12 protein-coding genes are annotated in these 13,324 nt (G+C 63.6%); 8 read left to right on the top strand and 4 right to left on the bottom strand.

All coding sequences use genetic code 11. The annotated features are described in order from the left end of the window. The first annotated feature begins 165 nt into the window (after positions 1 to 165). From htpX to ABIE56_RS05215, 5 genes are all read left to right on the top strand, one after another. On the top strand, positions 166 to 1,056 hold the full coding sequence (htpX, locus tag ABIE56_RS05235; protein WP_429242775.1) for a protease HtpX: 891 nt from the start codon (positions 166 to 168) through the stop codon (positions 1,054 to 1,056). Between the two features lie 144 nt (positions 1,057 to 1,200). Next, entirely contained in the window at positions 1,201 to 3,069 is a 1,869-nt protein-coding gene (gene htpG / locus ABIE56_RS05230; protein WP_429242774.1) for a molecular chaperone HtpG, read from the top strand. A gap of 166 nt (positions 3,070 to 3,235) precedes the next feature. Next, positions 3,236 to 4,180, top strand: coding sequence for an AEC family transporter (locus ABIE56_RS05225; protein ID WP_429242773.1), 945 nt, complete (start codon positions 3,236 to 3,238; stop codon positions 4,178 to 4,180). Further along, positions 4,177 to 4,575: an RNA-binding S4 domain-containing protein gene (locus tag ABIE56_RS05220; protein WP_429242772.1), complete on the top strand. Its 399-nt coding sequence runs from the start codon at positions 4,177 to 4,179 to the stop codon at positions 4,573 to 4,575. The genes ABIE56_RS05225 and ABIE56_RS05220 overlap by 4 nt, the downstream gene beginning before the upstream one ends. An 85-nt stretch (positions 4,576 to 4,660) precedes the next feature. Next, on the top strand, positions 4,661 to 5,503 hold the full coding sequence (locus ABIE56_RS05215) for a hypothetical protein (protein WP_429242771.1): 843 nt from the start codon (positions 4,661 to 4,663) through the stop codon (positions 5,501 to 5,503). A 279-nt stretch (positions 5,504 to 5,782) separates the two neighbouring features. On the opposite strand, the gene mutS is transcribed toward ABIE56_RS05215, so the two are convergent. Then, a complete protein-coding gene (gene mutS / locus ABIE56_RS05210) occupies positions 5,783 to 8,368 on the bottom strand; it encodes a DNA mismatch repair protein MutS (protein ID WP_429242770.1) in 2,586 nt (861 codons plus the stop codon). On the opposite strand from mutS, the gene ABIE56_RS05205 reads away from it, so the two are divergent. Then, complete coding sequence (locus ABIE56_RS05205) at positions 8,319 to 8,789, top strand: nucleotidyltransferase substrate binding protein (protein ID WP_429242769.1); 471 nt, start codon at positions 8,319 to 8,321, stop codon at positions 8,787 to 8,789. The genes mutS and ABIE56_RS05205 overlap by 50 nt on opposite strands. A gap of 149 nt (positions 8,790 to 8,938) precedes the next feature. Here ABIE56_RS05205 and ABIE56_RS05200 read toward each other — a convergent pair whose 3' ends face one another. The 3 genes from ABIE56_RS05200 to ABIE56_RS05190 all read right to left on the bottom strand — a co-directional run bounded on the left by ABIE56_RS05200 (position 8,939) and on the right by ABIE56_RS05190 (position 11,838). Next, positions 8,939 to 9,244, bottom strand: a complete 306-nt coding sequence (locus ABIE56_RS05200) for an HNH endonuclease (RefSeq protein WP_429242943.1) — start codon at positions 9,242 to 9,244, stop codon at positions 8,939 to 8,941. A 242-nt stretch (positions 9,245 to 9,486) separates the two neighbouring features. Continuing rightward, entirely contained in the window at positions 9,487 to 11,238 is a 1,752-nt protein-coding gene (locus ABIE56_RS05195) for a CocE/NonD family hydrolase (RefSeq protein WP_429242768.1), read from the bottom strand. A 48-nt stretch (positions 11,239 to 11,286) separates the two neighbouring features. After that, positions 11,287 to 11,838 (bottom strand): TetR/AcrR family transcriptional regulator, encoded by a 552-nt coding sequence (locus ABIE56_RS05190; RefSeq protein ID WP_429242767.1) that lies wholly within the window; start codon positions 11,836 to 11,838, stop codon positions 11,287 to 11,289. Positions 11,839 to 12,253: 415 nt separating this feature from the next. On the opposite strand from ABIE56_RS05190, the gene ABIE56_RS05185 reads away from it, so the two are divergent. Beyond that, positions 12,254 to 12,766, top strand: a complete 513-nt coding sequence (locus ABIE56_RS05185) for a hypothetical protein (protein WP_429242766.1) — start codon at positions 12,254 to 12,256, stop codon at positions 12,764 to 12,766. A 56-nt stretch (positions 12,767 to 12,822) separates the two neighbouring features. Further along, the gene (locus ABIE56_RS05180) at positions 12,823 to 13,251 is read left to right on the top strand and encodes a hypothetical protein (protein ID WP_429242765.1); all 429 of its coding nucleotides are present in this window, start codon (positions 12,823 to 12,825) and stop codon (positions 13,249 to 13,251) included. Positions 13,252 to 13,324 lie beyond the last annotated feature (73 nt).

Below are 13,324 nucleotides of genomic sequence, written 5' to 3'. Positions count from 1 at the left end.
TCTCACGGTGTCAGGGAGCAGGCCGCGACAGTGTAGGGGATTGCCCCCCGCTGGGAGCCGCCTGCGGTGGCCCGCGCGTGTTTTTGGCATTGAATCATTCAGTGTCCGCCCCGAAAACTTGTGCAGGCGGCGCCCTATAGCCAGCCGCTTTAGAGAGAGCCAACCATGTTCAAACGCATTGCTTTGTTCCTAGCCACCAATATCGCGGTCATCGCGCTGCTCAGCATCGTGTGCCACCTCCTGGGCGTCGACCAGTGGGCGGCCCAGCGCGGCATGGGCCTGGGTGGCCTCATCATCTTCGCCTCCATCTTCGGCATGGGCGGCGCCTTCATCTCGCTGGCCATTTCCAAGTGGACGGCCAAGATGAGCACCGGCGCCAAGGTTATCGAGGAGCCGCGCAACGAAACCGAGCGCTGGCTGCTTGAGACGGTGCGCCGCCACGCTGAGAAAGCGGGCATCGGCATGCCCGAAGTGGCGGTTTATGACGCCCCGGAGATGAACGCCTTCGCCACGGGCATGTCGCGCAACAACGCGCTGGTGGCCGTGAGCACGGGCCTGCTCCAGCAGATGGACCGTGAACAGGTCTCGGCCGTGCTGGGCCACGAGATCGGCCACGTCGCCAATGGCGATATGGTGACCCTGACCCTGATCCAGGGGGTGCTGAACACGCTGGTGATCATCGCGGCGCGCATCGTGGGCCGCCTGATCGATAGCTGGCTGAGCGGCGGCCGTGAGCGCGAAGGCGAGGGCGGCATCGGTTATTTCGTGACCGTCATGGTGCTGCAGATCGTGTTCGGCCTGTTCGCCTCGATGATCGTGATGTGGTTCTCGCGCTGGCGCGAGTTCCGGGCGGATCAGGCCGGTGCGACCCTGGCCGGCCGCGCGTCGATGGTCTCGGCCCTGCAGCGCCTTTCGGCGAACCACGGCGAGACCTCGCTGCCGCAGACGATCCAGGCCTTCGGCATCGCCGGCCACCTGGCCTCGGGCTTCAAGCGGCTGTTCATGAGCCACCCGCCCATCGAGGAACGCATCGCGGCGCTGCAGAACGCCCGCTAAGCGCCTCAAACGAAACCGCCCTTCGGGGCGGTTTTTTTACGCCTCGCGGTAGCCCCAAAGCCCCAGCCGAGCCAATCCAAGACTTTTCTTTCGCCCCCCAAACCCCATAATCCCCGTTCTGTCCTACCCAGAAGGAACGGCACCGTGAGCCAGGAAACCCGGAAATTTGAAGCCGAGGTCGCCCAGGTCCTGCACCTGGTCACCCACTCCCTCTACTCGCACAAGGAAATCTTCCTCCGCGAGCTCATCTCCAACGCCTCCGATGCCTGCGACAAGCTGCGCTTCGAGGCCATCGCCGATCCCGGCCTCGTCACCGAAGACGCCGACCTCCGTATCCAGATCACCTGGGACCCGGAAGCCCGCACCATCAGCGTGCGCGACAACGGCATCGGCATGACCCGTGAGGACGTGGTCGCCAACATCGGCACCATCGCCAGCTCCGGCACCCGCCGTTACCTGGAAGCCCTTTCCGGTGAGCAGAAGGCCGATTCGCGCCTGATCGGCCAGTTCGGCGTGGGCTTCTATTCCGCCTTCGTCGTGGCCGACAAGGTCACCGTGATCACCCGCCGTGCCGGCGAGCCCACCGACGCCGGCGTGCGCTGGGAAAGCGATGGCAAGGGCGAGTACACACTCGAGGAGACCAACGTCAGCGAGCGCGGCACCACCGTGGTGCTGCACCTGAAGGCCGATGAGGATGAGTTCCTCAAGGGCTGGCAGCTGCGCCAGCTGGTCACCAAGTATTCCGATCACGTCGCCTTCCCGATCCGCATGCCGGAAGAGAAGGACGGCAAGCCCGATCCGACCGAGTGGATTACGGTGAACTCCGCCTCGGCGCTGTGGGCCCGCCCGAAGAGCGAGATCACCGACGAGGAATACCAGAACTTCTACAAGGCCCTCGGCCACGACTTCAACGACCCGCTCGCATGGGCGCACAACCGCGTGGAAGGCAGCCAGAGCTTCACCACGCTGCTGTACGTGCCGGAGCAGCCGCCGTTCGACATGATGATGGGCGGTGGCCGTGATGAGCGTAAGGGCCTGAAGCTGTACATCAAGCGTGTCTTCATCATGGATGCCGCGGAAGAACTGCTGCCCAACTACCTGCGCTTCGTGCGCGGTGTGGTGGATGCGGACGACCTGCCGCTGAACGTGAGCCGCGAGATCCTGCAGCAGAACCGCCAGCTGGAAAAGATCAAGAGCTCGTGCGTGAAGCGCGTGCTCGATCTGCTCGACAAGATCTCCCGCGACGAGCCCGAGAAGTTCGCCACGTTCCTCGCGGGCTTCGGCAACACGCTGAAGGAAGGCATTGTCGAAGACACTGCCAACCGCGAGCGCATCGCCAAGCTGCTGCGTTTTGCCTCGACCAAGGGCGAGGGCGACAAGAAGAACGTTTCGCTCGACGATTACATCGGTCGCATGGCCGTGGGCCAGGATGCGATCTGGTACGTCACCGCCGATAGCTACGCGGCCGCCGCCGGCAGCCCGCAGATCGAAGCGCTGAAGGCCAAGGGCATCGAAGTGCTGCTCATGTCCGATCGCATCGACGAGTGGATGCTCGGTTATCTGACCGAATACGAAGGCAAGCGCCTGCGTAACGTGGCCAAGGGCGAGTTCCCGCTGGATGAAGCCGACAAGGCGAAGCAGGAAGCCGCGAACACCGCTGCCGCACCACTGCTCGAGCGCACCAAGGGTCTGCTCGGCGACAAGGTGAGCGATGTGCGCGTCTCCGCACGCCTCACCGATTCGCCGTCGTGCCTGGCGCTGTCCGATTTCGACCTGGCCCCGCACCTGGCCCGCCTGCTTCGCGAAGCCGGCCAGGACGTACCCGACACGAAGCCGGCTCTGGAGCTCAACCCCGAGCATCCGCTGGTAAAGCGCCTGGGCAACGAAACCGACGACACCAAGGCCGCCGACCTCGCGAACCTGCTTCTCGAGCAGGCGGAGATCACCGCCGGCGCACAGCTCGCCGATCCGGCCGGTTTCGTGCAGCGTATGAACCGCGTGCTACTCGGCTAAGCAAGGCATTTCAGCACGGACGAAACCCCTGTAGGGGCGAGCTTGCTCGCGATAAGCCAACGACGCGGTGACGCGGAAGGCCTATCGCGCGCAAGCGCGCTCCTACAGGGGCGTTACGCCGCCACGTCGCGAGCGTCCGTGGGACCGTTCCGGTATCGTCTGCGCCATGTCCGCGCTACTTATCCTCTTCGTCTGCCTCGCCCTCGGTATCCTTTGCCGGCGGTATGCGAACCTGCCCGATGGCATCGTCCCGGGGATTAACTGGTGGGTGCTGAATATCGCGCTGCCGGCCCTGGTGTTGGGGCTGGTGCCGCATGTCACCGTGGATCCGCACCTGTGGTTTCCGGTGGCGGGCATGTGGATCACGTTCTTTGGTTCGTGGGCGTTGTTCGCGACGTTGGGCCGCGTGCTCCACTGGACCCCGCAGCGGATCGGCTGCCTGACCCTGGTGTGCGGGCTGGGCAATACCTCGTTCATGGGTTACCCCATGATGGAAGCGCTGCACGGTAAGGAAGGCCTTTCGGTGGCGGTGATCGCCGATCAATTGGGCTGCTTCCCGTTGCTGGCCGCGGGCGGGATCATCGTGGCGTCGATGTATTCGGGGAAGGGTGCGAGCGGCGCGATGATTGCGAAGCGCGTGCTGACCTTCCCGCCTTTCCTATGTCTGGTGGTGGGGGTGATCGTCGGCGTGCTCGGCGGTTGGCCAACGGCGGTGGATAAGCTGCTGATGCAGATCGGCCAGACACTGACACCGCTGGCGCTGTTCTCGGTGGGCCTGCAGTTCAAGCTGCACCTGCAGCGTGACCAGGTAGGTGCCCTTGCGGCGGGTCTCGGATGGAAGCTGGTGCTGGCGCCGCTGATCGCGCTGGGCGTGGGCCTGGCGGCCGGAGTCGGTGGGCTGATCCTCACCGTGGGCGTGCTGCAGGCCGCGATGGCGCCGATGATCTCGGCGGCGATCCTGGCCGACCAGCATGGGCTGGAACCGCGCCTGGCCAACACTGTGCTGGGGGCGGGCATCCTGCTCTCCCTGGTCACCATCCCCTTGGCAACCTTTTCCTGCCCGCCTGACGCTTGGGTTTTCGGCGCCGTGGCCACACACTTTTCAGCATGACCGAACCATCGAACAGCCCCGGCGTCCGCGCCGACGTGTGGCTCTGGGCCGCGCGCTTCTTCAAAACCCGCAGCCTGGCCAAGCAGGCCATCGACGGCGGCAAGGTGGAGCTCAACGGCTCTGCGTGTAAGCCAGCGAAGACCTTGCTGGTGGGCGACCAGCTGCGGATCACGCGCGGTGAGGAGCGCCTGGTAGTGGCCGTGGCCGGGCTGGCCGAAAAGCGCGGCCCCGCGCCCGAAGCGCAGAAGCTCTACGCGGAAACCGAGGAAAGCATCGCCGAGCGCGCCCGCGTGCGCGAAGACCGCCGCCTCACCGGCGGCGCACTACTGCGCCCCGATGCCCGCCCCGACAAGCGCGACCGCCGCCTGATCCAGGACCTGAAGAAAACCCTGTGACACGCGGTGTCTGTTCCCAACGGCCTTGAGATTTTGTAGCCTCTCCGTTGCTCCGGTGACGTCCCCCACCGGCGGAGGGATTCGCATGGTTCCAGCGTCAGGCATCGCACCCGGTCGGCTTGTCAGCCGGCATGGGCGGACGCGATCGCACGCATTCATCCTGGCGCTTGCCGGTGTGCTTCTTGCCCTGGGTATCGCCGTGCCCTTGGCGATAGCCGATGGCGGCTCGCTTGCCGCGCATCCCATCGCCACGATCATCGCCGCCGTACTCTGCGTGGCGGGCCTTGGCCTGGCCGTGGCGTGGAAAGCGATGGAGCCGAAGACGGTGCTGGAGCTGCACGACCGCGGCATCGTCGTCGTGCATACCCGCACGAAGAGCGAAGACTTCGTGCCGTTCGCCGTGATGGGCGATCTCTACCTCTACCGCACCGGGCAGCAGAGCGGGCACGTGAATGCTTTGGCGTTTCGCCGCGATGCGCAGTCGCCATGGGTGCATGTACATGACACGCTGGGCGATGCATTCCGCCTGCGCGGGGCAATTATCGAAGGCCAGTTGCGTGAGCGAGGGCCGCTTACGCTGCGCGCACTGGAAGCGGGCGAAGGCGTGGTCTTCCACACGGTATCGGATGAAGAGCGGCACGCGCGGCGCGATGTGCGCACGGCACCGGCGATCTCCGCCAGGGCGTTTTACCTGAGCCCGCTGGGCGTGGAGTTCGAAGGGCTGACCATTCCGATCAGCGATATCGCATCGGTCGATGAGGGCACGAGCTCCGGCTCGCTGCGCCTGCTGGATGAGCGCGGCAACACCCTGTGGGGCGTACACTACCTGTCGCTGTTCAGCGCCGACCTGTTCATCGTGCTGATGCGTACGCTCATCGAAGCCCGCCAATACGGCCTGGGCGGCGTGACCAGCAACAAGCCCTACTAAGAACAACGCCTCCCGCCCGCGCCACCGGGCTGCTGAATTCTCAGGGCGGGGCGGAAGGCATCACGGCACCGATGATGGAGAGTCGATAGGGGCCGTGATGGGCGAACTATAGGATCGCCCGTCGCCAAGGGGAATTCGATTGTTCGGATCGTTTCGATAGAACGAATCTATCGACGAACACCCCCTGTAGGAGCGCGCGTGCGCGCGATGGGGCCAGCGGCAAGCCCCCCCATCGCGCGCAAGCGCGCTCCTACAGAGTGCTATGCCGGCAGGCCTGTATCAGCGCAGCATCTTCTTCAGCTTGTAGAGCTGCTCCAGCGCCTCACGCGGGCTGAGATCGTCCGGGTCCACCGCACGCAGCGCTTCTTCCACCGGCGAGGGTAGCGGCGGGGCGAACAGGCCCATCTGCGGCGCGGGCGTAGCGGGGGCGGCGACGGCGGTGGTGACTTCGTGGCCCTGTTCCAGCGCGGAGAGGTAACGGCGCGCGTCGGCGATCACCGTCTTCGGAAGGCCGGCCAGTGCGGCAACCTGCAGGCCAAAGCTGCGGTTGGCCGGGCCATCTTTCACCGTGTGCATGAAGACCAGCTGTTCGCCGTATTCCACGGCATCCAGGTGCACGTTCGCGATGGTCGGGTATTCCGCGGCCAGTTCGGTGAGCTCGAAGTAGTGCGTGGCGAACAGGGTGAAGGCACAGCTGGTGGCGGCCAGGTGCACAGCCGCCGCGCGGGCAAGCGACAGGCCATCGTACGTGCTGGTGCCGCGGCCCACTTCATCCATCAGCACCAGGCTGCATTCGGTGGCGTTGTGGAGGATGTTTGCCGTTTCACTCATCTCCACCATGAAGGTGGACTGGCCGCGCGACAGATCATCGCCCGAGCCGATGCGGGTGAAGATGCGATCGATGGGACCGATGGTGACTGCCGATGCGGGCACGTAGCTGCCCACATGCGCGAGCAGTACGATCAGCGCGTTCTGGCGCATGTAGGTCGATTTACCGCCCATGTTCGGGCCGGTAATCATCAGCATGCGCCGCGATGTATCGAGGTTGATGTCATTCGGCTCGAACGGCTCATCGCGCACCTTTTCCACCACCGGGTGGCGGCCGCGCTCGATCTGGATGCCCGGCACATCGGTGAGCACCGGTTGCGCCCAGTCGAGCGTTTCCGCGCGCTCGGCGAGGTTTGCCAGCACATCGAGCTCGGCCATGGCCGAGGCGGCGATCTTCAGCGTGGGCAGCTGTTCGATCAGCTTGTCGAGCAGCAGCTCGTACAGGGCACGCTCGCGCATGAGCGAGCGTTCCTTTGCCGAGAGCACCTTGTCTTCGAACTGCTTCAGCTCTTCGGTGATGTAGCGCTCAGCGTTCTTGGTGGTCTGCCGGCGGGTGTAGTGCGTGGGCGCCTTCTCAGCCTGCGCCTTGGTGATCTCGATGTAGTAGCCGTGTACGCGGTTGTAGCCGACCTTGAGGGTCGGGATACCGCTGGTGGCTTTTTCGCGCTCTTCCATGTCGACCAGGAACTGGTCGGCATTGGTGGAAAGGCGGCGCAGTTCGTCGAGCTCGGCGTCGTAGCCATCGGCCAGCACGCCACCATCGCGGAGCAGCACGGGCGGCTGCTCGATGATGGCGCGGGCGAGCAGGGCGGCCGTATCGGCGTGGTCGCCGATGCGCTGCACGAGGTCGTGCAGCAGTGGGCTGTCGACGCCCTCGATTTCTTCGCGAAGGCGCGGCGCGGCGGCCAGGCCATCGCGCAGCGTGGAAAGGTCGCGCGGGCGCGCCGAGCGCAGCGCGACGCGGGCCAGGATGCGTTCCAGGTCGCCCACGCCGCGCAGTTTCTCGCGCAGCGTGCCGTGGCGGCGCGCATCGATCAGCGCGCCGATCGCCTGGTGGCGGCCGCGCAGCAGCGTGCGATCGCGCAGCGGGCGGTTCAGCCAGCGGCGCAGCAGGCGGGCGCCCATCGGCGTCACCGTCTCGTCGAGCACGCCGAGCAGCGTGTTCTCCACGTTGCCGCTCTGGTGGGTATCGATCTCCAGGTTGCGCCGCGTGGCGGCATCCATGGCGATGGTTTCGGCCGCGTTCTCCACGGCCATGCCGGTGAGGTGCGGCAGCGCGCTCTTCTGGGTCTCTTCGACGTAACCAAGCAGGCAACCGGCGGCGGCGACGGCCAGCGGCAGGCCATCCACGCCGAAGCCGCGCAGGTCGCGGGTCTTGAAGAAGCGGCACAGCTCGCGCGTGGCGGCATCGCCATCGAAGTGCCAGGGCTGGCGCTTGCGCAGGCCGGGCAGGGTGCTGACCAGCTTGGGCCAGGCGACGTCTTCGCTGACGAGCGTTTCCGCCGGCTGTAGCCGCGCGAGTTCCGCCGCGAGGCCTTCGGCGCTGTTCGTTTCGGTGAGCAGGAAACGGCCGGTGGAGAGATCCACCCAGGCCATGCCGTAGCCCTTGGGGCCGGCGGCAATGGAAAGCAGCAGGTTGTCGCGGCGCTCTTCCATCAGCGCGGCGTCGGTCACCGTGCCCGGGGTGACGATGCGCACGACTTCGCGCTTCACCGGCCCCTTGGAGGTGGCAGGATCGCCGATCTGCTCGCACAGTGCGACCGATTCGCCCAGCTTCACCAGGCGCGCCAGATAGCCTTCCACCGCGTGGTAAGGCACGCCGGCCATGGGAATGGGCGCACCGGCCGACTGGCCGCGCTGGGTCAGCGTGATATCGAGCAGCCGCGCCGCCTTGCGGGCGTCGTCATAGAACAGCTCGTAGAAGTCACCCATCCGGAAAAACAGCAGGATATCCGGGTGTTCCGCCTTGGCCGCCAGGTACTGGCGCATGAACGGCGTATGCCCCGCCGCCGAGGCGATGTCTTCTGCTAAAGCCATGATTTTCCGAGATGTTGCAGTGGGCGGCACCTTGGGTGCGGTGCGCAGGGCCGCTATGATAACCCCCGTGAAGATTGCATGCCCGCCATTGCCCGCTTTGCCGGACACCCGGCACCCGGATCCGGATGTCACGTTGGCGACAGACGCGACCTGCGGCACCCTTGACGTGACACCGCTCGACCGAGTGGTGAGCCGGCTAAGGGAAGGATTGGAACGCTACGAGAAGGCCATCACGGACGATCAAGTCCGCGATGGCCTCATTCAGCGATTTAAATTTACCTATGAGCTCAGCCACAAGTTGCTGAAGCGGTTTCTTGAGAACAGCTCAGACGACCCGGCCGAATACGACCGGATGACGTTTCAGGAATTGATCCGCATCGGGAATGAACGCGGGCTTCTGCTCAACGGCTGGTCGGCATAGCGTCAATTTCGCCACATGCGATGTGTGGCGAGTAGCTGTGGAGATGAAGAGAGTGCGATTCAAGTCATGGCACGCATTCCTGACTTCCTCATTGAGGCGAGCTTCCTTCTGACGCACCTGCGTGCATCTGCTTGAACCGTCGTCGGCACCTAATGTGAGCGCCCGTGGCGTGCGCGACATGGCCTGCCTTTCGGTGCAGTTCCCGCCAAGTTAGGGTGCCATCTTCCCTTGTCGATGCGTCGTCGAACGAATCGCTTGTACACGTCTGCAGACACCGGATGTTTTCGGGCGTGCCGGCTCTTGTTACAGCTATGGCAGGCGGCTGCAATGTTCGCGTTGTTCGTTTTGCCCCCGTCTTTCTTCGCAACTAGATGCTCGGCGGTACAGCGAAACGCGGCCAGGTATCGCCTCTTGGGACGTTGTGGATTGATTTCGCTGGGGGACTCAAGCCACATCCGATGGCCGCAGTAGCAGCAGTTGCCGTGCTGGGCATGGAATGCGCGCGTACGCAGTCGCGATGACTTATTCATAGGAACTCCAAAGGAAAAAAAGGAGAGTTCCCGTTGCCTGGTACCAGGACGCGCGGGCACCTGGAGCCTCAGGCTCACAGGCACAACACCGTGGATTTCATCCAACGGCGATGAGGTTATCGCTCCTGGTCTAGCCTCGTGTCAAGCAGGAAAAAATCGTATGGCTGCTACGACTGAGCCAACACCGGCAGCAAAAGCCGAGACGACGAATAAACCGTATTCACCGAACTCGTCCCAATGCTGGCATGCCGGAACACCAGCGGCGCAGGCTTGTCCTTGCCCTGGTCATCGGAGGTGAGTACCAGGCGGATGCGGTGGCCTTTCGCGAAGAGGCGCGCATTGGGGACCAGCGGCAGGCGATAGTGCACGATTGCACCCATCGGTACGGCTTCGTAGCGATCGCACGGCAACATCGGAGCTCCGGTGGAGCTGGCTGCTTCATCGACGGCGCGCAGGCCAGCGCGAAGATAGCCTGCGGTCACATCAATGGCCTTCCCCGTCGGATCGACGTCTTGAAGCACCGCGATAAACGCAGTGTCAGGTGCCGTAATGGCGATATCGAGCTGTAGTTCGATCGGGCCGGTGATTTCGTACGCGCTCGCCAGTGGCGGCGTGTCCCAGGTAAGCATGCCCGGTGGGTCGGCTTCGCTGGCGCGGGCACGGAACGTGCCGCTGCCGAGGTTCATGTAGTTGCGCGTGCCTGATGGGCCTTCATCGAGCGCCAGTTGCCCATCGGTGCGCAACGCGAACGCCTCGTACGTTGCCTCGGGCAGCGGCCAGGTATCGGTCGTGCGCCAACCCTCCGCTTGCGGCACTACGTAGCGGAAGCGTGGGCCTTCCATGATGCCGGTGTCCTGATCCTTCAACCAATGATCGAACCACGCCAGTGCTTCGATATGCAGGCTTTCCCACGGCCACGCGAGCCCGTGTTCACCTAGCATCGCCACTTGGACATGCGGGCTGTTTTTCAGGCCGGCCAGGGCGGTGAACGTGTGCGGCAGGTGCAGTGGCACGTTCTGCCAATCGCAGCCCAGATACACGGGCACGCTGACACGATCCAGCAGTGGCAGCAGGTTGCGATCGTCCCACCACGCATCGCGCGTGGGATGTTCCGCCGCGATCGCGCGCCACAGGTCATCCCATGGGTGTGGATCATGGTGCAGCTTCAGCAGGACTTTCAGGCCGGCAATGGCAGCTTCACCATTGAAGTGTTCGAGCTTATTGTGGATGGCGGGCCTGAGCAACACGCGGCGCACAGTATCGAGAACCTTGCCGCGCCATAGCTTGTTGCTACGTGCAGAGGTCATGCCGATCATCGCGAGAAAAGGCGTGACGAAACCACTGCTGAAAAGACCATGGTGGGTAGCCGATTCGTACAGATCGAACGTGCCGGCCAGCGGCATGATCGCCTTCAGGTGGGGTGGCTGTTCCACCGCGGCTTCCATCTGCGTGCCGGCGAAGTAGCTGATGCCGACCATGCCCACGTTGCCGTTTGACCATGGCTGCACGCCCGCCCATTCAATCAGGTCGTGCATGTCGCGACGTTCCTGGCCGTCGAAGAAACCAAACGTACCGCCGGAACCACTGGTGCCGCGGCAGTTGGCGATGACATGTACGTAACCGCGCGGAACGAAGAAATCAGTCGCCCCGGATTCAATGAAGCCCAAGGGGGCGCCCAGGTTCTGGATTTGTCGCGGATAGGGCGAGGCAGCCACCAGCACCGGATAGCGGCCCGGCTCAGCGGCGCGGTACACGTCGGCGAGCAGGTCGGTGCCGTCGCGCATACGCACGCGCACATCGAACTCGTCGACCATCCCGTGCACGGGCTGGGACAGGTTGCGATAGGCACGGCCCGTGGTCTGCGGGCCGTTGAGTTGGCGCTGGCCGGGTTCGGTGCCGGAAACGCGAGGGATGCTCATGGGATGCTCTTCCGTTGGATCGCCAACGGGCGGGTGAGGGCGTCGGTGTTAGCCGTTTGTGCTGCCAAGGTTTTTCATGGCGCTCTTGAGGACATCCAGTCGATGCGTTTGGCCGTCTTCGCCGTGATCCAGTGCGAGGCCCAACACCGCCAGGCCCACGCAGAGGGCGTGAAGGAGGTAGGCATCGGTACCCGGCGCTTTCCCGGGCTTGGCACCGCCGAGCAGGCCCGCGGCACGCTCGCGCATCTGCCGGGCAAACTCGGTGAACAGGGGCTGGAGGCGCGGCTCCTCATCGGCGCCTTGCACCAGCGCCATGAGAATGCGGGTGTTCTCTTTGCGCCCCAGCAAGGTTGCGAGCTGGGCCGGCGCCTTGGCCGGTGGCGTACCGGCCAGCAAGGCCTCCACGGCGGCGAGCTGCTGGGTCATGGCCGTTTCGGCCACGGCCACGACCAGGTCGGCCCGGGTGGGGTAGTAGTAGGTCAGATGGCTCTGGCGCAGCCCGGCCCGCTTGGCGACCTTGGTTTGGGAGAACGCCGCGAAGCCGGCTTCGCGGAGCTCGGTCAGGGCGGCTTCGATGATCTGCTGGCGTTTGTCGTCCATGGGCATCGAATCAGGTATTGGTTGGTTAACCAAACAATGCGCCGGTCTCGACAGTTCGTCAAGCGCCTCAGGTCGCCGAAAATGCGCATTGGCCGTGCAGTGCCACCCATTGACCGTGTCGCAAGATCTTGCGTAACGTCGCTCGCCACTGCCGAGTGCTAAGGGCAGGCCAGGGGAGGAATGGAATGTTTCGACGTACCGAAGCGCGCCCGCCGTTGATATCTCCACGGCCCCAGCTCCCGTTCGTACAGGCCCTGCCGCTCCCGTTTAGCGGGGCGGGCGCCGCACATCGTCATTTTCGCGCGAGGGGCTTTGCAATTTTTTGTTCACTCACCGGCAACCGCCAGGCGGGCGCTGCATCGTGCTGCATCCAACGGGGACTACAGGCATGTTTAAGTCGGGCAGGGAATGGTCTGTGGCGAAAATCGAACGACTTAAAGCGCGTCGATCCCAGCTTGCAGATAACAGAAATGATGTGAATAGTCGGGCGCTATATGGGGAGTCGATTGCCGGGAAGTTTCGCGAGGCGACTGGCTACGACGTGCCCCTGGATAGCTTCGATACGAACGTAAAGCCGCCGGTCGTGTTCTCAGCTCCGACGATGGAGCAAGCTAGCGACTGGGCCTTGCTCAACGTTGATGAAGAGGCAGCGTTGATCGCGTTAGAACGCCTTGAACGATGTATGACATCGCATGAAGGCTTGATTGGCATTCAAGGGAACACACACCTCGGCCTTCACCGGAGCGCTTCCATCTCGCTTGCCGGACTGCTTAAAGTCGCTGCCGCGTTGGATGATACGGTGGTGTTCTTTCCAGACAGTTGTCGTGCAGCCATTGTTGTCGACTGCTATCGACATTCATCAATGCGTAGCTTCTACAGTATCTACGTCAAGGGCAACGAGGTGGTGGACTGCCTGGGTAAGTCGTGACGCCTCGCCTGCGGCGTGTGTAAAAGATCCGAATCTCTTAACGGAATTCTCGAGAAATGCACTACTTATATTGCGCCATCGTCGTCATCTTTGCATCCTTGTTGAGTGCTTGTTCGTCAGTGAAATCGATTCGTGAACTTGATCTCTCGCACTCCGTGATAGTCATCGATCAAGCCGACAAGAGGCGTATCGAGGTGCAGCTACGCAATGAGACAAGCGATGCTTGGTGCATCGACTCAGGAGCGTGGCCAAATGTTGGTGGTTCGTTGAGTTTTAGCAGCCAATATGTGTGGATTGAAACGGGCGGGCGAATATTCCGTATCACGGACGAAAACACCGGATATTGCGCCGACCAGTGCAGCATTCGCATTTTGCCGGGAGGGGGCTTGACCGGCCATCTACCTTATTCTGAATTTGCTCTGCCCGAGTCGGTTGTTAACGATCAGAAGCAGCTGGTCTTGCCTTTGATCGCGAGCATCTGCTGACGTTCGATTCGGCGCGGTGGCTGCGCGAGTAGTTGCGCATTTCCTGAACGGGTATCACCAAGGTTACCGTCCG

Origin of the sequence: Luteibacter sp. 621, from assembly GCF_050435445.1 — a bacterium.
Lineage (GTDB): Bacteria > Pseudomonadota > Gammaproteobacteria > Xanthomonadales > Rhodanobacteraceae > Luteibacter.
The sequence above is the reverse complement of the archived record's forward strand: the minus strand, read 5'-3'. Positions and strand labels throughout refer to the sequence as shown.